At 47.6% G+C, this 21474-nt stretch carries 13 protein-coding genes; 10 read left to right on the top strand and 3 right to left on the bottom strand.

All coding sequences use genetic code 11. From position 1 onward, the window contains the following. The first annotated feature begins 208 nt into the window (after positions 1-208). Positions 209-3292 carry a PD-(D/E)XK nuclease family protein gene (locus tag ACIDITHRIX25_RS94510; RefSeq protein WP_201733083.1) on the top strand — a complete coding sequence of 1028 codons (3084 nt, stop codon included), beginning with the start codon at positions 209-211 and terminating at the stop codon, positions 3290-3292. A gap of 16 nt (positions 3293-3308) precedes the next feature. Next, the gene (locus tag ACIDITHRIX25_RS94505) at positions 3309-6758 is read left to right on the top strand and encodes a UvrD-helicase domain-containing protein (RefSeq protein WP_052604749.1); all 3450 of its coding nucleotides are present in this window, start codon (positions 3309-3311) and stop codon (positions 6756-6758) included. A gap of 250 nt (positions 6759-7008) precedes the next feature. Here the strand turns inward: ACIDITHRIX25_RS94505 and ACIDITHRIX25_RS94500 are convergent, their stop codons facing one another. Further along, a complete protein-coding gene (locus tag ACIDITHRIX25_RS94500; protein WP_201733082.1) occupies positions 7009-7893 on the bottom strand; it encodes a hypothetical protein in 885 nt (294 codons plus the stop codon). Between the two features lie 524 nt (positions 7894-8417). On the opposite strand from ACIDITHRIX25_RS94500, the gene ACIDITHRIX25_RS94495 reads away from it, so the two are divergent. Then, the gene (locus ACIDITHRIX25_RS94495; RefSeq protein WP_052604746.1) at positions 8418-8912 is read left to right on the top strand and encodes a hypothetical protein; all 495 of its coding nucleotides are present in this window, start codon (positions 8418-8420) and stop codon (positions 8910-8912) included. A 24-nt stretch (positions 8913-8936) separates the two neighbouring features. Here ACIDITHRIX25_RS94495 and fabI read toward each other — a convergent pair whose 3' ends face one another. Next, on the bottom strand, positions 8937-9710 hold the full coding sequence (gene fabI, locus ACIDITHRIX25_RS94490; protein ID WP_052604745.1) for an enoyl-ACP reductase FabI: 774 nt from the start codon (positions 9708-9710) through the stop codon (positions 8937-8939). Between the two features lie 125 nt (positions 9711-9835). On the opposite strand from fabI, the gene npdG reads away from it, so the two are divergent. The 4 genes from npdG (at position 9836) to ACIDITHRIX25_RS94470 (ending at position 14283) form a co-directional block, all read left to right on the top strand. Then, positions 9836-10501, top strand: coding sequence for an NADPH-dependent F420 reductase (gene npdG / locus ACIDITHRIX25_RS94485; RefSeq protein ID WP_201733081.1), 666 nt, complete (start codon positions 9836-9838; stop codon positions 10499-10501). Continuing rightward, on the top strand, positions 10498-11625 hold the full coding sequence (gene cysS, locus ACIDITHRIX25_RS94480; RefSeq protein ID WP_201733080.1) for a cysteine--tRNA ligase: 1128 nt from the start codon (positions 10498-10500) through the stop codon (positions 11623-11625). Before npdG ends, cysS begins: the two co-directional genes overlap by 4 nt. Positions 11626-11815: 190 nt before the next feature. Continuing rightward, a complete protein-coding gene (thrS, locus tag ACIDITHRIX25_RS94475; RefSeq protein WP_201733079.1) occupies positions 11816-13780 on the top strand; it encodes a threonine--tRNA ligase in 1965 nt (654 codons plus the stop codon). Then, complete coding sequence (locus ACIDITHRIX25_RS94470) at positions 13777-14283, top strand: HIT family protein (RefSeq protein ID WP_052604742.1); 507 nt, start codon at positions 13777-13779, stop codon at positions 14281-14283. Before thrS ends, ACIDITHRIX25_RS94470 begins: the two co-directional genes overlap by 4 nt. 472 nt (positions 14284-14755) lie before the next feature. Here ACIDITHRIX25_RS94470 and ACIDITHRIX25_RS94465 read toward each other — a convergent pair whose 3' ends face one another. Further along, a complete protein-coding gene (locus ACIDITHRIX25_RS94465) occupies positions 14756-16756 on the bottom strand; it encodes an elongation factor G (protein WP_160291731.1) in 2001 nt (666 codons plus the stop codon). Positions 16757-17116: 360 nt separating this feature from the next. Here ACIDITHRIX25_RS94465 and ACIDITHRIX25_RS94460 point away from each other — a divergent pair, with 360 nt between their 5' ends. From ACIDITHRIX25_RS94460 to ACIDITHRIX25_RS94450, 3 genes are all read left to right on the top strand, one after another. Further along, complete coding sequence (locus ACIDITHRIX25_RS94460; RefSeq protein ID WP_052604740.1) at positions 17117-17887, top strand: CDP-alcohol phosphatidyltransferase family protein; 771 nt, start codon at positions 17117-17119, stop codon at positions 17885-17887. A gap of 213 nt (positions 17888-18100) precedes the next feature. Further along, entirely contained in the window at positions 18101-18997 is an 897-nt protein-coding gene (locus ACIDITHRIX25_RS94455; protein ID WP_201733078.1) for a lysophospholipid acyltransferase family protein, read from the top strand. A gap of 1387 nt (positions 18998-20384) precedes the next feature. After that, positions 20385-21464 (top strand): glycosyltransferase family 4 protein, encoded by a 1080-nt coding sequence (locus ACIDITHRIX25_RS94450; protein WP_052604737.1) that lies wholly within the window; start codon positions 20385-20387, stop codon positions 21462-21464. Positions 21465-21474 lie beyond the last annotated feature (10 nt).

Below are 21474 nucleotides of genomic sequence, written 5' to 3'. Positions count from 1 at the left end.
GGTGACGGCTCGTGGCTATGAAAGCTCTGCTTTATTAATGGTCGAAGAAGGCTCTGTTTTTTTAATGGTCGCATACCTTTGCTATATTGCACCTTGAAAAGTATTGCGCATTAATATGCAACGCTTTGAGGCTTTGGCCTTCTTGGGTGATGGTGGAGTTGGTTGATGGCCAGTTCTATTGCGCAGATAATGGAATGGTGAAAACAATATGGCCCAAGAGATTTATCTCGGAGAGGCGCTAGAACGTCTTATATGGGAGATCGATCGTATAAAGGGAAACTCTCCCATGCGTGGCGTAACTGTAATTGTCCCAGGTGGCCTTAGTCCGACTTTAATTTCGAGCAAGTTGGCGACTACTAGAAATCTCTTTAATGTCGAGTTTTTGTCCATTTTGGCCTTCGCTAAGCGATCGGTAGCACAATTGCAATTGGATGGAGTGCCTCGAATCGCCTCAGCCTTGACGGCCAAATCGATGCTGCGAAGCGCATTTTTTGAGGTAAAGGCCTCAAATCCAAGCCTCTATGACAGAATTACTCCAGACCCTGAGACCTTGAGTGCTCTAGAGCGAGCCATTGTCGAGTTGGGTGGCTCAGATCTCGGTTTTATCGAGAGCGGCTTGGGTGTCTCGGTATCTACTAGGTTTTGTTTGGATGTCTATGGCTCGATCTCTAGAAAGTTACGAAAGGCTAACTTAATACTTGAGTCAAGTATCTTTGGGGTAGCTGCCGATGTAATTGGATCGAGTGCTCCAATTACAATCGAAGCGGCCTTCGGCTCGGTGGTTTTGTATGCCCCCCATGGCCTTTTGGCATCGGCCTTTAAGATGCTAATTGCACTCTATGAAAAGACTCCTTTAAATATCATTCACCTCAGAAGCGGAATTGCCGAGGTGGATAGCCGATTTAGTGAGGTATTTGACCTTTTAGGGTCGGTTGGCGATGGCTTGAATTCAGAGGAATTGCCAAGGGAGATAGCTCTTTCGGCCTCCGACTTCCAAGAGGTGTCCCTGGCTGATGTAGCCGACGAAGTTGACTACGTAGTGACCAAGGTCTTGGAGCTTTTGGCTAGCGGTATATCGATTTCCGACATTGTGGTTCGATATACTAACGAGCCAACCTACCTTCATCGTCTTTTGGAGAGATTTAGTGCAGCAAGGGTACCATCTTTTCTTAGTGATGCATCCAACCTAGGAACTAAGCCGGCTTTAGTTATGGCCTTTAAGCTTGTGGAACTGTGTAGAAATAAACGACGTAGCGACCTTGTCTCGGTACTTTTAGATGCCAACTTAGAGGCCCAAAGTGACAATCTGGCGCTTGGGGATCTAGTTGGAGTGACGATTTCGGCCAAGATAGATGGTGACGTCTTTGGCTGGGCTCACGATTGGAAGAATCGACTTGAAACAAGGGGTGAGAATTCTGCCTCCAAGGATGAGATTACCAAAGAGATCCTTAGTGATTTTTTGATTCGTCTCGATCAGAGCTTTTCCGTTTGGACCGCAGCTCTAAGTGGTCGATCGTGGCGAGATTTGGCATTTGCTACCTGGAAACTTCTTGCAGTTGTCTATGAGAAGCTTCCTCTTTTATTTGAAGCTTCGCCCCTCGATAGAAATGAGATACCACGAGAAGGGGTGCAAGAGATAGTCGCGGGTTTGGCGCAAGTAGTTGGCTTGGATGGCGACGATCTAGATGAGAGGCCGAATGAACTTGGATTTTGGATCTCCTTGGGTCACGCAACGCCAAGTACGCCCAGCAACTTTGAGATCGATAAGGCTGGATTGCGCCTTGAACTGGCGTCGTCATTTAGCGGATTGAGTGCTTCAAATACATTCGTCCTAGGTATGACTGAACGCTTTTTTCCGATTTCACCTCCGGCTACTCTTTTGGAGGAGCGTACCCGCAATATCCTTAAGCTCCAACGTCAAGGTGACCGGGTCGCTATCGGAAATAGAGCTTTGGCGCTATCGATAGGCATGAGTCAATCGGTGACGCTAACGTATCCTCGTGTTGATGTAGCAAAAGCAAAGGGACAGTTTCCCTCGGCATTTATCGAGATACTCAAGGGGTCAAATAGAAGAAGTGATCGACCCCTTGCAAATACAGGGGTTGAGACTATTCGCTCTCGGTTTGACCTTTTAGAGAAGATTCGGGTGCCTATCAATGATTCTATGACTGCGATTATCCAAGACCTTACCCCTGGTGAATTGCCCGAGAGGTCCCGTGATCAGCTATCAATTTACCCTAGGGCCCCAGAGCCATCAACGCCTTTGTTCTCATTGGTAGATATTTCAAAGTTGGATCTTGGGGTGACTCGACCATTGGCAACTACTTATGTTGAGGACTGGCTTTCATGCCCCTTTGCCTTCTTTGCGATGCGTATCCTAAGGATACGAGAGATCACCGAACCGGAGACTGTACTTAGGCTCGATCCACTTGTTCGAGGAGGGATCCTCCATGAGATCTTTGAGAGATTAGGCGATAGATACTTTCAAGGGCGGACCTTGTCTTCGGGAGGTATCTTGAAGATCGATGACTCTGACTTGTCAAAGATTGTAGATGAAGCCTGGCAGCACTTTGAACCAGAGAGGCCCTGGGCCACTTCGATCTATAAGTTTTGGAGGAAGCTGGACTACAGGACGATCCAAAGAGAGGCGAGAGAGTTTGTCAACCTCATGAATAAATCTCTCGTTGGCCTTGTTATCGAGGACGACTTTCGCGAGCTTGGCATTGAACCTACAACTCTAACAATGCAGAGCCCCTTTTTGAAGGACCTCTCGGTCAATTTGGTGGGGAAGATGGACAGGGTCATAAAGCTGAGTGATCGATCCTATATTGTGATTGACTATAAGACCGGCTCTTCCCTGGGCTATCTATCTGGCAAAAACCTAAAGCCTCAGAAGGTCCAGCTTGTTCTCTATCGGCAACTACTTGAGAGGTATCTGATGACCTCTTTTGATCAGGTGGTTGATCAGGTAAAGTTAGAATATTGGTTTGTCTCTGAGCGCCGTGGAATTTCTCGCTTTGAAGTACCCGCAGAGGCTATAGATCTTGGTCTACAAACCAGTGCTATTGCTATAGCTCTGATCCGAGATGGACTCTTTCTGGCAGGTTTGCATGATTATACAGCTTTCCAAGGGGGATGCTCATACTGTAATCCCGATGGATTAGATGCCCTTCGAACGCGCGCAAAACTCAAAGCTCGCCTTCTTTCTGTCGGAGTCAACCTTGGCGATGACGTGCCTTGGGACCTCCAGGTTTGGCAATCGATTATCTCATTGGTGAGATCAGATCTTTGATGATAGGTGTTGATAGATGGTAGAGCCATTAATAGATAGTCATTCGCGTTCTCGAATCTCCAGTGAGATTGATTCGACCCTATTCGTGCGAGCCGGTGCTGGGACCGGCAAGACCACCTCAATGGTCTCTCGCATTATTTCGATCGTAGAGTCGGGTGTGGATATAACCAAGATCGCCGCTATTACCTTTACCGATGCCGCTGCTACCGAACTAGCCCATCGGATTAGGATGCGCCTCCTAGATAAGGTTGCCCAAGAAGGCGAGAGTTTCGGTCTCGCCAAGAGAGCCCTTGATCTCCTGGGGAGTGCTCCAATTGGAACGATTCATTCGTTAGCAAATTCAATTCTTTCTTCAAACCCTCTCGAGGTCGGCCTTCCACTTGTCTTTTCAACGATGGATGAGGTGGAAGAGGCTTTATTTTTTCAAAGGGAATGGGACTCTTTCTTTGTAGATGTCTTTGGTGATCCGGTCGCTGCTACCTCCATAAGCCTCTTGGTCGAACTTGGCATAAAGCCAAGCGACCTCTTTGAGATGGCGCGGTCGATCGATAACAAAGTGCTTGACCCCGGCGATTACCGACACAAAAAGGAGACTTTAAGCGCACCTGATACTAACTATCAGGAGGAGGTCGTCGATGTTTTTGATGAAATCCACGGGATCATTGAGGAAATTGACGCCCTTGGCGCCAACCCACAATACCAATATGCCCTTGCGGATCAAGATGCTTTGGCCCAACTTGTCTCTTCTTTGGTTGATGCGGGTGCACGTCTAAGAGAGGCTCTCTCTTCTTCTGAGCCGTCGTTAGCTTTTTTATACCTCTCCTCAAGGGTTGCACCCTATTTTCCGACGGCCAAACCAGGTAATAAGGGCAAGGCTGCCAATTGGGGAGGTGCTCCCCAAAAGAACGCTGTCGTTGAGATGATCCGCGAGATTCAAGATCGCCGTCAGGGTGTGGTGGAAAAAATTACTGAGGCGCTTTGTGAAAATGTCTTTTCGGTGCTTTGTGGGTTTGTAATTGAGCTTCGCCTTGCGAGGCGACGAGGGGGAAAGATCACATTTGGAGATCAATTAAATCTTTGTTTGGAGCTTTTGCGAGACGCACCACCGCAACTTGTTTGCGAGATCCGCAATTCGTACTCGGTGATTATGGTTGATGAGTTTCAAGACACTGACCCTGTTCAGTTGGAGATTGTCAAACGACTCTCTGGGACTTTTGAGAGATCGATAGACGCCCAGGAAAAAACTCCTTTGGCGCCGCTATTTTTCGTAGGGGATCCCAGACAGAGTATCTATAGATTTCGTGGTGCAGATCTAGATGGCTATCTTTTGGTTGCTCGGTCGACTTCTGCGGAAAGTCGAGTCGACCTCAATGTCAATTTTCGATCGAATGAGGAGATAGTCAATTGGGTCAATGACTCATTTGAGGACTACTTTGCAATAACGAGTGGATTGCCGGCCTCCCCCCTTGCATCTGTGCGACAGCGAAGCGACCGATATGAGCCCGTTAGCTTACTAGCAAGTTCAAAGTACCAAGTCGTTGATGAGGGGTTTCGAATCTCTGCTGATCAAAGACGCCAGGTCGAAGTGGAGCTAGTAATCGCCACGATCAACAAATTGATAGATGAGGGGCATTTAATTCAGGGTGAGGATGGCTTGAGGCCCGTTGAATATGGTGACATTGCAATTTTGGTTCCGGATCGAGCCATTTTGGATGAGTTGTTCTGGGCTTTGAGAGGTCAAGGTATTGATTTTCTATCTTCTAAGTCAACCTCAATCTATTCAGATCCACTGATCTCAGAGCTCTTTATGCTTTTGCGAGCTGGAGTCCGCCCATATGATGGACTTTGTCTATTTCATGCCCTTAGGTCCTCTTTGATGGGCTTTAGCGATCAGGATTTGGTCGACCTATCTTTGCCACATGGAAGCCTAGGACGAGCGGTTGAGGCAATCCGAAGGGGATTCTATGCAGCCCATACCCCAGAGCTCGACCAAAAAGTTGAGAGATTGAAAGGTGCTATCTCCTTTCTTGATGATCTAAATGATAGGGCCCGCACTCGATCAGCCTATGAATGTCTATTGCATGTGATCGATTCCTTTTCGCTCGTTGTCCGTGGATCTGCGACCAGTAATCCGCCGGAGCTTTGGCGGCGTCTTGACTACGTCAAGGAGGAGGCATTTTCATGGAGTTCAACGGGTGCTGGCGAGCTTGGCTCGTATGTCAGTTTCGTGACCAAGAAGATGGCCGATAACCTAAAGACCAACGAGAGTGAGGGCGGTGATCTGGGCACTTCTAACGTTCGGATCATGACGATTCATGCATCTAAAGGGTTGGAATTTCCGGTGGTCATATTGACCTCCACTGCGAGTTCGCTTACTCGTTCGCATCGCTCAACTCACCTCGTTTATGGAGGCGGTGCAAAGGTAATTTCGGATCGATTTGGGCAAGGGGTGGTTCCGCTCGCTTATAGGTTCCATAAAGAGGCATACAGCGATGGATACGAACAAGCAGCGAACGCAGAAAAGGAGTTGGACTTGGCAGAGAGCGTACGACTTTGTTATGTTGCCACCACCCGCGCCAAAGATCGTCTTTTTGTTACCATCCCAGCCACAGGAGATGAGATCGCCGCCGCTAAGACGCTTTGGGGATCGAGCGATATCTCCAACATAAGGTTTACTTGGGAGCTGTTAGTCGCTCTATCCAAAGAAGCGGTTAACTTTGTCGAGACCGATCTGGCACGGCCAGTGGTTTCTACCACGATGACTAGATCACACTCCATGGCCTCTACCAAGGAGATGGTCCAAGCCCGCTTAGAGATCGAGCGATCAATTCGACGTGGAACTTGGATCAACGCTTCGCAACTTGAAGTCGATAAACCTTATCGGCATTCGAGATCTAAAGGGAGCACCCCGACGTCTGCCTTACCTAGTTCTAGGAGCGAAGTTGGCTCTTATGTACATTTATGTTTGGCGGAAGCGATCTTTGATGATCCGGCCCAGACGATGGATCGCTCTAAATTGCTTCTCTCGAATCTAGGGGTAGATCCCCTCACTATAGGTTTGGTCTGTTCGATACTTGAAGTGGCGCTAGAGGTCCCCTCCATTCGAAACGCCAAAGATTCTATGCGAGAGTTTCCAATAGTGGCGACCTTGGAGGGTATTGGTCAAGTTCACGGTGTCATTGATTTGGGATATGTGATCGATGGTCACCTGAGACTGTTCGATTATAAAGTGGTATCGACTCTAGAGGATGACTTTGTAAATGAGGCGCTTGATCGATATAAGGGCCAGGGTTTTCTCTACAAAGCGTTGGCCCAAAGCTGCAATTTGGGGGTTGTAGTTGACGATGTTAGATTTATCTTTTTGACAAAAGACGGATACCGTGAGGTAGAAGCTCCTCAAATTGGAGAGGATGAGCTCTTGGATATGGCCATTTCCTTGGATCCTACGAACCTAGATTTGGATTAAGTCTAGGTTCGTATGATCACTTGGGTCTAGTTGAGAATTCGATCAAACACAGAGTTGCGTGTCAATGCAACCCAGAGCCAATGTCACTGAGCACTCAGGGAGATCGCTACCTCTTGGCTGAGAGTCATTTTGGTCTGGATATTGTTTGTATCAAAATGATTTTGAATTGGATCGAAAGCCAAATATACCGAATGAAGAACCCTAAGAGGGCGTAGTATCTCAAAAGCGTGTGGCCCAGTAGATAACCGCCTTATCGAACCATAAGCGCGTTCATTTGATAGACGCAGTAATTGTTCAATGAGCCCTGGGTGGTGATTCCCCCAATGGTACCAGAACTCCCTCCTCCTGAATAGTTGACACTCCAATTTTCAACGATTGTGATCCTATAGCAACCGGTATTTTTGTAGAGGTGTATTAGATCCCCAAGAGGATATTTACCGCCAGAGTTTGAAGTTGGCCCAAATGGAGTGCTTCCATCGCCGTAGTCGATCGTCAACTGCCCGCTAGCCACCGCGACGACCTTTCCGGCAATTGTAGACACCGATATTTGATCAACGAATTTGGCGCCGCTGCTGAGGTAACTGTCTAGACCGAATATTCCAAAATATGGCGTCATGAACGGAGCTGGCGATGGCAGAAGCCGCGAAACCTCGGCAACAATGGTACTTTGTGAGACCTTTGGTGGTGTCGGGCTGGTTTGATAGTTGGTTTGGCGAGATTTACATGGTCCATAGTGACGATTCAAGGTAAACCAGAGCTGTGGATTTAAGTTGTAGGCGTAGGCGGCTTGGGCTTTGGTCGAATAATATTTGAAAAAGACCGCAACGCAGGGCGTGATTTGAAATTGTTTGGAGTCCGTTGTGAGGGTTGGAAAAAGTACGGGGTAGATCGGCTTTCCGCCTGTGCCTACAATCGTCTTTCCAGGGAGCGCTGGCGTGCCGACCTGAGAGGGCGCATAGAGCGTAATAGTGTACGACCCATTGCCCGAAGTTGCCTTAGCAGATGCGCTTGCTGGGAGAGGACCAAGAAGGCTGGTAAAACAGATGGTTACAAAGATTAACGTTCTGTAAAATAATTGGCCGGCTGCTGGCTTGCTTGTAGCGTTAGGACCACAGTAATTCTTTCTTTCAAACACCTAGACGACTCCTTAGACTGTTAGCGCGGGAGGCCACAATGGCGAGGAGGAAGGCGATTTGGATTGAAATTACCACCATTATCTTATTTGAAGCTTTCTTTGTAAGCTCTCAAAAGTTGATATTTTTGGTGAATCTGAATTTTAGCTGAGAGATTACCTGGTCGATTGCGGTGAGTGCGAGCTGTGTTATATAGCCTTTGAACTGGTTTAAGTGCTTATCAAGAGGCTGTCGTATGATCTTTGTGACCTTTTCCCCTAATACAAAAGTGAGGATTTGATCCAAAATCATAGGGTACGAATTAGAAGTTTCGAAAGAGTTTGACCCTAAAATCCCATTGGTTTCTCCCGTTGTTTGATAGTACGGCAATCCCAGGTGGGTATATTGAGTTTGAAAAATCGTTGAAATAAGGGATTTAGTTGCGAGAGAGCGACGAGATCTACATTTAGGTTTTGCGCGGCGACGACGTTATCAATTGAAGCGTTGCCAATTGAGTATTACTAATTAGAGAGAGTAGGTGAGATCTATGGCTATCGAGGATTTGTCTGGTGACATTGAAGAAGGTTCAGCTACCTTCATCTTTGACTTCGTCCATTTTGAAGCCAAATATGAAGAGGTGGTATCACTACTTGAAGTTGACCAAGCTAAATGGCTAGGGGTCGCCAGTCGCGAGATCTTAGAGGATCAATCCTTCGTAACTCGTGTTGGGCCCAGTGGATTGATCTCAAAACAAGTCGAAGTTTATATGGGCGAAAGTCGACAAGCCTTTGGTTGCGTTTTGTTGCCTATTGCATGGGAGTCCCATTCGGCTAAGTTTCTCTTTCCTCGTCTTGAAGGTGACTTGGAATTCTCTAGGGTGGACGAGACACATGTTCGTTTGGCGCTTCGTGGAAGCTATCGAGTTCCTCTAGGTGCTTTTGGCGAAAAGATCGACAAATTGATTATGCATCGTATGGCCGAGTCAACGGTTCGCTCGTTTTTGACTGGAGTCTCAGACGAGATTTCATCGAGACTCCATTAATTTCTCAAAGGGAACGCTTATTGTTTAGGCTCCCACGGCATGAAATCCACCATCGACGTGGATTATCTCACCAGTCGTGGCTGGGAAGAGGTCGGATAGGAGTGCAGCTATGGCCTTTGCCACCGGCTTTGCGTCGGTAACGCTCCATCCAAGGGGTGCACGATCGGCCCATATCGTTTCGAAATCGGAGAATCCGCCGACAGATTTCGCGGCAATGGTTCTAATTGGTCCAGCTGAGATCAGGTTTACTCGAACACCGTCGCGTCCTGCTTCACGGGCCATATAACGAGTCAGGGACTCAAGAGCCGCCTTGGCGACGCCCATCCAGTTGTAGCCGGGCCAGGCTTGAGTTGCGTCAAAGTCAAGTGCAACCACTGAAGGATCGCTTCCCTTTTTCAGGAGTGGTAAGAGGTGCTTGATTAGTGGTGCTAGTGAATAAGCAGATACTTGGACCGCAGTAGCCACATCAGACCACTCGGCCACAAACATATCGGGATCTAGGCACGGGGCCGGCGCAAAGCCGATGGCGTGGAGTATTCCATCTAGATGGCCAAATCGCGCTTCAATTGCACTTGCTAGTGCTACATAGTGCTCAGGATTGGACGCATCGAGCTCTAAGACCTCAGGCGTTGCGGCTAGTTTTCTAGCAACTCGTGCGGTAATCGACATCCCGCGGCCAAAGCCGGTCAAAATTACATCTCCACCCTGGGATTGAACTTCCTGAGCGGCTGAAAAAGCCAGCGATTGGTCGTTCAATACTCCAGTGATGAGTATCTTCTTTCCGTCGAGAATGCCCATTTGTCTCTCCAATCCTTATAGCCTTGCAAGCAAAACCTAAAAAGTTCCAACATGCACGCTAGTAGGACTGAAGGCACAGAGTCGCGCCTTTTGATAAGGTAGCGAATTGAATTTGGAGGTATTGTATGAAACCATCGATTGGCGTCCTAGGCGGGACAGGCCCCGCAGGATCTTCTTTGGGCCTTAGATATGCGTCTTTGGGCCATAATGTGACCTTGGGGTCGAGAGATCCCGAACGAGCTAAGGAGTTCGTCAACACCTTAGATTTGAGCGCCTTGACTGGAACACTAGTTGGCGGTGACAACTTGAGTGCAGCCCAATCTGAGATCGTTGTCGTAGCAACACCTTGGGATGGCGCAGAGGCGACTCTTACGAGTGTGGCCCAGCAAGTCCAGGGAAAGATCGTCATTTCAATGGCGAACGCCCTCTATAAGCATGGCCGCAATATGCACGCTTTGACGCTACCAAGAGGTTCAGTAGCGCAACATCTGGCTTCTTGTGTACCTGGAGCTCGTATCGTTGGAGCCTTTCACCATGCGCCTGCGAAGGAATTGGGCGATTTGGGTTCCTCGCTGCACTCGGATATTTTGGTTTGCTCCGATGACAGCGATGCCATTGCCAGCGTTATCGAACTTGTGAATGAGATTCCAGGTTGTCGGGGGATCAATGCTGGGAATATATCTGCCGCATTGGCGATTGAGGCAATGACGGCAGTGCTGATAAATGTGAACATTCGGTATAAGACTCGGACTTCACTTTCACTTTCAGGGATTGAGGCAGGTAATAAATGAAACTTTTCGACAGCGCTACGCAGAAAATGAAGACGATTTCACCCAGTGGAGATCAGGTGACGATGTATAGTTGCGGTATTACCCCATATGACGCGTCACATCTTGGCCATGCAGCTGTCTTTTTGAGCTTTGACCTTCTGTCGCGGGCTTTGATGCAAGAGGGTTATAAGGTCAAATGGGTTCGAAATATCACTGATGTCGACGATTCGATTCTTGGTAAAGCACGAAGCTTAGGAGTTCATTATCTAGATTTGGCGGCATCTGAGATCGCTAGATTTGATCGAGATATGACCGCATTGGGCCTTTTGGCACCCCAAGTTGAGCCTCGAGCAACTTCTGCGATCTCAGATATTCTCTTGATGATCCAACGCATTATTGATGCTGGCTATGGGTATCAAAGCGGTGGAGCGGTCTATTTTGACCAATCTAAGTATGCAGATTTCGGCGAGATTTCGCATCTTGATCGCAAAGAGATGCTCGCTATAGCTTCCGAACGGGGCGGAAACGTTGAAGATCCGAACAAGAAGGATCCACTTGACTTTGTGCTATGGCAGCCTTCGCTCGAGGATGAACCATTCTGGGACTCACGATTCGGCCCAGGACGTCCAGGGTGGCATATTGAGTGTTCGGCTTTGGCTATGCGCGAATTGGGTGTAGATAAGATCGATATTCATGGTGGTGGGTACGATCTTTTGTTCCCACATCACGAATGTGAAGCTGCTCAATCCAAGGTAGTAACAGGTCACGACTTCGTTGATGTTTGGATGCACGTGGGTATGGTCTACTTGGGCGGCGAGAAGATGTCTAAGTCTCTTGGAAATCTTGTCTTTATTGGTGATCTCCTAGCCGATTATGACGCTGGCATCGTGAGGGCGTCGCTCATGGAAAACCACTATCGGAGCCATTGGGAGTGGAACGAGGAGATGCTCAAGCACGCGACTGAGCGTATCAACCTTTGGAGATCTGTCACCTCTGCCAAGGTAGATAATGGCGTATCTATAGAAGTATGTACTGCTTTAGCAAATGACCTGGACGCCCCATCTGCTTTAGCGATCATCGACGATGCCGCAAGGGCCAACTTTGATGTTACTAGAGCCGCAGCACTCTTAGGAATTGTACTTTAAGCCAAAATTGGGAACTTGAATTTGGGGCATATCGATCTTTGGTGTCGTTGGCTTAGACACCCTCTTGATAGTTGCCCCAAAACGTGAATTTCTCTACAGGTAGTCATTATGAGAGACGCTTATTGGCCATGGGCCTATGGAGCGATAGACTTGTCTGTAAATAATTGGGAAGACAGAGAGTAAAGAGACTATGAAAGTATTGCTCCCCGACGGCACCTCAAGAGAGATAGATTCGGCTCTTAGCGGTTTCGAAGTCGTGAATGCCGTGGAAATCAAGAACAAAAGATCTATTCTGGCGATGGAGTGCAATGGCGAATTGGTCGATCTGTCGCGGACTCCCTTTGGCGATGAGGTGGTTTTAGTCGCGGGCGACTCGGATTCCGGTCGGGAGATTTTACGCCACTCCACAGCTCACGTTTTGGCTCAAGCCGTATTAGAACTGTGGCCAGGCTCGAAGTTCGCCATAGGTCCATTTATTCAGGATGGTTTCTATTACGACTTTGCTCTTGTTGATAATGGTCGCTTTAACGACGAGGATATGAAACGCATCGAAGCAAAGATGCGCTCCATCATAAAGGCAAATCAGCGTTTCGTGCGTGAGGAACTCTCGATACAAGAGGGCCTCGATCTCTTTGGAAACCAACCGTTCAAACGAGAGATCATCGAAGGTGTAGCTCATTTGGATGATTCCGAAGACGCCAACGAAGGCGTGAGTGATAAGGGTGTTTCTATCTATCGAAATAGTGAGACATTTGTGGATCTCTGTCGGGGTCCACACGTCCCGTCTACCTCATATTTGGGCTCATTCAAGCTAATGAGAGTGGCAGGGGCATACTGGAGGGGCGATGAAAAGCGAGATCAGCTACAACGCATCTATGGAACTGCATGGGAGTCAAAGGATGCACTAGAGGCATACCTAGTTCGTCTGGACGAAGCTGAACGAAGAGACCATCGTAAACTTGGAATGGAGTTAGATCTCTTTCACTTTCCGCCGGAAATTGGTGGCGGACTTCCCGTTTTTCACCCTAAGGGTGCGCTGATTCGACACTTGATGGAGGACTTCTCCAAGAAATCGCATCTTCTTGGGGGGTATCAGTTTGCATGGACTCCCCATATTGCTAAGTCGACCTTATTTGAGGTCTCGGGCCATCTCGAGTGGTACAAGGACGGCATGTATCCTCCAATGGAGATGGAGGGAGCTACCTACTACCCCAAGCCGATGAACTGTCCAATGCACATCCTGATCTACAAGGCCCATCAGAGATCATACAGAGAGCTTCCACTGCGCCTCTTTGAATTTGGTACTGTCTATCGATTTGAGAGATCCGGCGTGTTGCATGGCCTTGCACGTGTCCGAGGATTGACACAGGACGATTCACATATATTTTGCGCACCTTCGCAGCTTGGCGGTGAGCTTTCTCGTCTTTTGAAGTTCATTATAGAACTCCTTAAAGCCTTTGGTCTAGAGGATTTCGAGGCCGAACTTGCCACTAGGCCCGCCAAGTCCGTTGGAGAGGACTATGAATGGGAAGAGGCAACTAACGCACTTGAGTATGCTCTATCGCAGTCGGAAATACCCTATGTTAGAGCAGAGGGCGAGGGCGCCTTTTATGCTCCTAAGATCGATATTCATCTAAAGGATGCGATTGGGCGACGTTGGCAAGTCTCTACATTGCAGGTTGATCTGCAACTACCACAGAGATTTGATATGGAGTTTGTCGATTCGGATAATACTCGCAAGAGGCCCTATATGATCCATAGAGCCCTCTTTGGCTCTGTGGAGCGTTTCTTTGCAATTTTGCTCGAACACTATGCAGGTGCTCTTCCAACCTGGCTCTCTCCAACCCAGATAACGGTTGTTCCAGTGAAAGAGTCGAACCATGAATATGCGGAGTCTATTGCTCGTGCCTTGACTCAAATTGGAGCACGGGTGGTTGTCCATGGGGCTAATGAGCCACTAGGGGCTCGAATCAGGCGCTCTAAGTTGGACAAGACGCCATACATCTTGGTTGTAGGTGACCGGGATGTTGCTGCCCAGACTGTAGGTGTCAATAGAAGAGGATCCGATAAGCCAGAGACCGATGTCTTATTTAGTGCCTTCTTGGATGAGATCTCCGGCGAACTTGTCCCAACGCCACTGGTGGTCACCGAATGATCGACATCCTCTGGGCTGGTTGGCGACGCACCTTTGTTGAAGGGGTTAGCACCAAACAAGAGATGCTTGGATGTATTCTCTGTAAATTGGGAGAACCAAACACAGTAGAGTCGAACTTGGTTTTGCACTACGGTGAGGGAAACTACGTGGTTCTGAATGCCTATCCATATGCACCTGCACATCTCATGGTTATTCCCTATCTTCATCACAACGACATATTGGATCTTTCCCAAGAGGAGGCGATCGAAAATACGCTATTGTTGCGAAGAGCTATTGGCATCGTTAGGGACGTCTATAATCCTGATGGCTTCAATGTGGGTGCGAACATTTCAAAGGCCGGGGGAGCAGCGATCGATGACCACGTACACTTTCATCTAGTGCCTCGTTGGATTGGCGATACTAACTTTGCGACCACGATAGCCAATATTAGGGTTCTCCCAGAGTCGTTGGATTCTACCTACGGGCGATTGAAGGATGCATGGGAAAAGAGGGATCAAAGTTGATTTCATGGAGCCTACGCGTGTATTGGGTAGGTCCCTTCTTTTTGGCTCCTCCTGCTATGTGGTAACGAACTTTCTTGATTGCATGTAGTGGTCTTGTCGATTGAGTCGTTTGGGGGTCGCTAGGCAGTAGACCGAGCCTCTTTCGAATCTTTCGATTGATTGGTTGGCAATCCAGCAATTATTTGGATGTAGCATCACTAGGGCGGCAAACAATAACAGATTGGTCCAGAAAATAAGTCGGAGGCATTCGTTTTCTGTTCTTCAATTGATTAATCAGATCCACTTCAGATGTTGTGTCGCAAATAACAAAAGCAAGCTCGGTTCCTATTGAAAAGGTCCCAAGAGTTATAGTGTAGATGAGCCTTGGGACCTTATTGTTTGTCAGGGTTCTGTGTGAATTAGTTCTTTGTAGATGCCGTTATCGATGAGCGACTTTGAGCGTCACCGCTTCCTTGGCAAAAGACCGATATCTTTAGGTAAGATACTTCCCGTAGAGAGCCTTGGGAAGTGGTTCGTAGTGGTCAAAGGTCGCATCGAACTCACCTTGTCCTGCTGTTATCGAACGCAATTCATTTGAATAGGTCATCAGTTCGTTGGTGGGCACAACTGCACTTATAATGAATCTTCCAGTTGCTTGGTCATGGTCGCTACCTAGAACCTTTGCTCGATGGGAGTTTAGATTTCCAAGGACCTCGCCTTGGAGCTGTGGAGGAATTGAAACTTTTATCTGCGATATAGGTTCGAGGACAACAGTTCCTAAGCGTTCGATCGCCTCACGAAGGGCGATCGAACCAGCCATTTTGAAGGCCATCTCCGAGCTGTCCACGCTGTGATAGGCGCCATCGTATAGGTGTGCTTCGAAATCTACTACAGGAAACCCGTATTTACCTCCGGTGTTTGCACCATCAACAATACCCTTTTCTACCGCTGGGATGAATTGGCGAGGAATAGAACCTCCAACGATTTCGTCGTGAAAGCTAAAGCCACCACCGATCTCCTTGGTGCCAAATCGAAGGCGAGCGACTCCGAATTGCCCGTGACCTCCGCTTTGTTTCTTGTACTTTCCCTCCACCTCGCAGTTTCCCGCCAGAGATTCCAGGTACGCTACGTCACAAGGACTCAATGTTGCTTTGACGCCGTATCTTCGTTGTGCTTTTTCAAGTGCCGTTGTGAGTTGCAACTCACCGATTCCAGAGAGAATTAGGGCATGAGATCGTGTATCTCGATGGATATCTAAAGTTGAGTCCTCTTCGATAATCTTAGATAGGGCCAGCGAGAGTTTTTCTTCGTCAGCTTTAGCAGCCGGTGTTACCTTGTATGAAAGGGTAGGTTTTGGAAATTCAAGTAGCTGTCTAGGGGCCGAGGAGTTTGGTGTTCCTAAAAAGTCGCCGGTCCTTAGCGATCCCAGCTTTGCTATAGCGACTATGTCGCCACTTGAAGCCGTAGCTAAATTTAGATGTTCTTTACCTACCAGGCTGAAGAAGGAATGGATTTTTTCAGTGGCGTTTGATCTGTGATTGAAGCACTCACTATCGACCTTGAGCGTTCCTGAGATGATCTTAGTAAGACTGAGGTGGCCAAGAAAAGGATCCGAATAGGTCTTAAAGGTTTGAAGGCCAAGGGCGTCGCTTGTATTGGGGTTTGGTGGTGGCGCGATCTCACAGAGGAAGGTGACTAGTCGGTCTATTCCAATTTGGGATGTGGCGGAGCCCACAACTACAGGAAAGACTTGTGCCTTGGCCACTCCTTGGGCCATCAGCTCTTCTAATTCGGCTTTTGGCGGTACTTCACCCTCTAGATATGCAGCCATTGCAGAGTCGTCTGCAATTACGATTCCCTCGACGAGGAGATCATGAGCTCGGTGTTCGGTAATGGCTATATCTGCTGGGATCTCAGAGATGGTAGGTAACCCAGCAGAATATGAGGTAGAAGTCTCGTCGAATAGGTCAATGATACCCGCGAAATTGGGGCCATTTCCTATTGGGAGTTCGATTGGAGCGATCCCGGCCCCAAATGCCAGGGACAATGCATCTATCGTATCTTCAAAATTGGCGCGATCCTTGTCCATCTTATTTATGAAGATCATCCTCGGGATGGAGTTTGCTGCAGCGATATTCCATATTCGTCTTGTGTCGTATGTGATCTCTTCACTTGCGGAGACGACAAAGAGTGCCATATCACAGCCGCCAAGGCCACTATGCACCTCTCCAATAAAGTCGACCACTCCAGGGGTGTCCAGGAGATTTATCTTGTATCCGCCATAGTTGAGGGTTACCAAAGAGAGGCTTATAGAGTGCTTATGCTTGATCTCTTCGGCTTCGAAGTCGCTAATTGTGTTACCATCTTCGATACGCCCTTTGCGTGAGGTCTTTTCTATGTGATGGTAGATAGCTTCTACGAGACTAGTCTTGCCTGAACCTGTCTGGCCGACGACTGCAACATTTCGGATCTTCTCCGAGTTTGTCGGGTTCAATCCAACCACCTCCTTGGTCCATGAGGATATATGCCCCATGGCCTCATTTTCAAAGCGTCTTATTGGGAGCGTTTTGAGAGTTACTGATTATCTGCGGAAGTGGATGGCTGGTTTTTTTTTCGGTCTCTTTCCAACTCTTTGATCCATAAACTTCAAGCGCCTAACACCTCCGTACCTGAGAACTTATCAGAAAGCGAACCTCGATTCCAAGAATTGGAGGTGACTTTTGTAACTAAGACATCTGCCACATAGGGTGCTAATTTACTTCGAAATGGCCTAAGATGAAAGCAATGGTTGGTGGGTCTTAGGTTTCTTGAGATAAGATCGCACTAAATTATCTCAAAATTGGAGAATTCTAAAGTGTTTGATGGGAATCTGAGGTCACAAGTTGATCGGAGAACCCAACCTGTTGGAATTGCGCTAGCTAGTATCGGTATTACGGCTGATATTTTGACGCTAACAGGTGTGGTAATGTCAGTCGTGACGGGTGCTCTTTTAGCAACGTCGCATCTTTTCATAGCTTTCATAGCATTGGTGGCCTCATCGGTACCTGATCTTTTGGACGGACCTGTTGCTAAAGCCAGAGGAACCTCTTCAGCCCGCGGTGCCTTCTTCGACTCGGTATCGGATCGATTCAGCGATTTGATGATAACAGTTGGCCTTTCTTTTTACTTTATCGCTAGCCATCATACCTATCTTGTCATCTTGCCATTTGGGGTATACGGGAGCGCATCTTTGATCTCTTATCAGCGAGCCAAAGCCGAATCTCTTGGATTCAATGCCAAGGGCGGGATCATGGAACGCGCTGAGCGCCTCGTTTTATTGATGGTGGGGATTTTGATTCCACCTTTGTTGATTCCTATATTGTGGCTTGTTCTTGTTCTTTCTGTGGTTACTGTCTTTCAAAGATTTATCAAGGTTTGGGCTCAAGCATCCAATAGAGATAACAGGGTTAAGCTACGTATCCGACAATCGTATCAATCTCGTAAGCGTCTCTCGGAGACGTCTTTGAAAGAGCGTTTTCGTAGTGGTCGTGGTCATCGTGCTGATAACCGCAGAAGCCATAGGGTTAGAGTTAGCCAGGCAAATGCAGATCGTTCACGATGGTTTACTTCAAAGTTCCACGACTAACTCCTTTTAGCCTTTTGCTCGTTAGTTCCACGACAATCCACTTTGGCTGACCGTTGATAGATCAAAAGAGCAGGGTCTTTCGTTTTCATCAAAGATGAGCTTAAGCTGGAGCTTTGTTTGTGGATCCGAAATTTCCGTTGGTAGTGCTGGCTTTGGCGGCCAGTGGTGATAGGGATCTTTGGATGAGAACTCTCCATTGTTGATCGAAGGTTGATGGAAATTCAGAAGTTTTTCAAAGACAGAGGGCTTTTGCTTGGCTATAAGATTGCCAACGCCATAGCTGAAGTGATTCCATTTGAATTGGGCTCTAAAATTGGAGTTTTTGGCGGGTCGCTAGCATATTTAGCCAATCCAAAGCGACGCTTGGTGGTGAGAAATAACCTTGCACCTGTCGTGGGGACACAGGGCGTGTACTTGGAAGCCTTTGTTGCTAGGTCTTTTGTATCTTATGCCCAGTATTGGTTTGAATCATTCAAGATGGGCACAGCATCACGATCTATGATATTGTCTCACGGCCGGTCTGAGGGAATGGAGAGCCTGTACGAAGCCATCGCACAAGGAAGAGGAGCAATTGTAGTTGCTCCGCACCTTGGCAATTGGGACTTTGGCGCGGCTTGGTTCGATACGGATCGCATTGGCGTCAATGCAGTTGTTGAGGGCCTTGAGCCTCAAGAGTTATATGAGTGGTTTTTAGAACTTCGGACTCGATTTGGCGTGAAACCAATTCGCCACGATGACAATCCGATGCCAAAGATAGTTGCCGCTCTTCGCGCAAATGAGGTGGTAGCGATCGTGGCCGACCGCTCTTTGGACGCTTCAAGTGTTGAGGTTGATTTTTTTTCTAGAAAGATCTCAATGCCACTGGGGCCTGCAATAATGGCGCTTCGCACGGGAGCGCCGCTACTTCCAACTGCCGTCTTTATGGAGGCCAATGGAGGCCATTGCATGCGAATGTTGCCTGAAATAAAGGTGGGCGAGCGCACCAATCTCCGAAGCGATGCAAAACGTTTAACTCAAGAGATTGCATATGCTTTTGAGACCTTGATTAGCCAAGCACCAGAGCAGTGGCACGTTTTTCAACCCCTCTTTGACAATTTAAATCTCAAATAATGGGCTTTACAAAGTAAGCTCATTATTTTAATTTTGCTGATCACTTCGATTGTATAATAGCTATTGTTTGTAATGTTTCGATATTACTAGAGATGAATAGCATGGTTATTCGAAGCCATAGATAACACGGATATTGGGATACTTTATTTGGATACGGGCCTACCAAAACATGGTTTGGTTTTCGCTACTTGATTGTATAACAGTGCTAATGTACTCGTAGGATATCAGGTTCTAACGGTGATTTTTGCGCACTGAAATGTGATTCTAAGTGGCTTGATGTGTCTAGCAGGAGCGAAGTTCTGGGCTATGGTTTCATAAGATGCCTGACCTAGCGGTAAGATTGTATCGTAGAGAAAACTTCTAGCGCAGGCTCCTAACATCCGTCTCCACGCTTAGCCTTTCTGCACCCTGCTTTTTACGATTGGGATATTTTTAGGTGTTATGCTGTTGTCGATCGATGCGGTTTCTTATTGCTATCTGTTAGCGTTGGATCTATTTTTAAAGCGATAGCACTGGCGATAATATGACTTGAGAATCCAAATTAGATAGTAGGTCAACTATGGGTTATATTTCACCCTTGATTTTTTGAGATTTAATTACAAATGATCCTGTATTGATGGTTGTTTAGCAGTGGCCATAGTAGTTTAAAAGTCAATTATTAATGGTCGTCTATTTTGATTCAGTTAGAGGTTTTTACCCTTAGACGACCAAGCCATATAGCGCTAAAAATCTAAAATTGTTAAAGAGCTAATTCCGTAATGTTCTCCTGAAATGGTTGGCCAATTTAGCGATGTCGTAGCCTTTGGGAGGTTTATACTCCGCGTTCTTATTGATAAGGTCTATTTTCACTCTTATCTAGGTGTCTTTTTGAAGTTGTTAGATGGCTCGATTGGCTGTAACTCTGGGGAAATTAGGTCATTATTGGTGCTTCGAGAAGCTTGATCTCGCCGTTGCAGCCTATCTTCTATTGGAAAATGCTTGCGGAAGATGAGATTAGGGTATTTTTCAAATCGGCGATTTGTGTGAGACTAATAATTGCCTCGAGTTCGTCGATTTACCCCTCGGGAAGGTATCTCCTTGAAGAGGGGTGCTCGATGGTTCTCCATAGCCTTTTTGATGACTATTTCGATCTCGATTGGGGCGACGGCCCATGAATGCCACGATCTGAAGTTCTTGTTGAGTCGCCAAAGCGCACCCACATTGGTACTTTGAGTCCGCTCTGGTAGATCAGAAGCCACCAATTGATATTTTTGTTGGAGCTATAGCGCTAAGGAAGGTTTTGGCTGAGATTGCGTTATCTGAGCAATTGAGGGATGAATAACTGGGCAGCGTAATTGCCAGGAATTGAGGGTAGCTATTAGCCAGAGTGTGGCCTAACCTATTTTGAGTGAAAGTTGCAGTAGTTTGTCCATATAGCCTTGGTTTTCCTGGGGGTGTTCAATCTCAGGTGGTAGGCCTAACGTTGGCGATGCGTGCACACGGTCACGAGGTGGAACTATTCGCCCCCTGTGACGATTTGATTCCTCCATACGATATGGTCTGTTTGGGTCCTTCGCTAAGACTTCGTGCAAATGGCTCGATTGCGCCTACTGGCCTGCGCCCCTCGACAATGGCTAAGTTGCGTCACGAATTGAGGAGTTACTCATATGACGTCGTCCACCTACATGAGCCCCTTGCGCCTGGTCCTAGTTTGGTTACGTTGGCTTCGGTAGAGATTCCCATCGTTGGCACCTTCCACCGCCAAGGAGTGTCACTAGCTTATCTCGCCTTTGGCAGGGCGATGTCTCCGCTGGCGCGTAGGATTACCCGGCGCTTCGCAGTCTCAGCTGAGGCTGCTAAAACAGCATCTCGTGTCATAGGCGGAAGTTATGAGATCTTGGGTAATGGCGTTGATTTGGGTCGATATTCAACAGGCCCCATTTGGCCAAAAGAATCCCCGGTGGTACTTTTTTTGGGACGCCATGAGAATCGTAAAGGCTTAGAGGTTCTTTTGCGTAGCGTGGAATTAGTCCGATCACCCGCCACCTTTTGGATTGCCGGTGATGGTCCTGAGACTCCGGTATTGCATAAAAAGTTCTCTCATTTGTCGAATGTGGATTGGCTTGGTAGAATTTCAGATGCAGAGGCCGCATCACGTATGCGGGCGGCCGATGTATTTGTTGCACCAAGTCTTTTTGGTGAATCATTTGGTGTCGTTCTTCTTGAAGCTATGGCAGCTTCTGGTGCTGTGGTGGCATCGGATATCAGGGGATATAGAGAGGTCGCCAGGAAGGATAGAGAGGCTCTGCTTGTGGCTCCTGGTGATCCAGAGGCTCTAGCGTTATCAATTGATCGGGTCTTACAGGATGATAAGTTGAAAGAGCGGCTAGTATCTAGCGGTTTACAGAGAGCATCAGAGCACTCAATTGATAATCTTGCTTTAAGGTATCTCAAAGCCTTTGAAGAATCGATTTCCGAAGCTTCTTGATGCTAGGTGA

This window comes from Acidithrix sp. C25, from assembly GCF_904848545.2.
The sequence above is the reverse complement of the archived record's forward strand: the minus strand, read 5'-3'. Positions and strand labels throughout refer to the sequence as shown.

Bases quoted from the DNA above. Each gene is read 5' to 3' on its own strand.
- ACIDITHRIX25_RS94510 (WP_201733083.1), top strand. From the start codon at position 209: ATGGCCCAAGAGATTTATCTCGGAGAGGCGCTAGAACGTCTTATATGG.
- ACIDITHRIX25_RS94505 (WP_052604749.1), top strand. From the start codon at position 3,309: ATGGTAGAGCCATTAATAGATAGTCATTCGCGTTCTCGAATCTCCAGT.
- ACIDITHRIX25_RS94495 (WP_052604746.1), top strand. From the start codon at position 8,418: ATGGCTATCGAGGATTTGTCTGGTGACATTGAAGAAGGTTCAGCTACC.
- fabI (WP_052604745.1), bottom strand. From the start codon at position 9,710: ATGGGCATTCTCGACGGAAAGAAGATACTCATCACTGGAGTATTGAAC.
- npdG (WP_201733081.1), top strand. From the start codon at position 9,836: ATGAAACCATCGATTGGCGTCCTAGGCGGGACAGGCCCCGCAGGATCT.
- cysS (WP_201733080.1), top strand. From the start codon at position 10,498: ATGAAACTTTTCGACAGCGCTACGCAGAAAATGAAGACGATTTCACCC.
- thrS (WP_201733079.1), top strand. From the start codon at position 11,816: ATGAAAGTATTGCTCCCCGACGGCACCTCAAGAGAGATAGATTCGGCT.
- ACIDITHRIX25_RS94470 (WP_052604742.1), top strand. From the start codon at position 13,777: ATGATCGACATCCTCTGGGCTGGTTGGCGACGCACCTTTGTTGAAGGG.
- ACIDITHRIX25_RS94455 (WP_201733078.1), top strand. From the start codon at position 18,101: ATGGAAATTCAGAAGTTTTTCAAAGACAGAGGGCTTTTGCTTGGCTAT.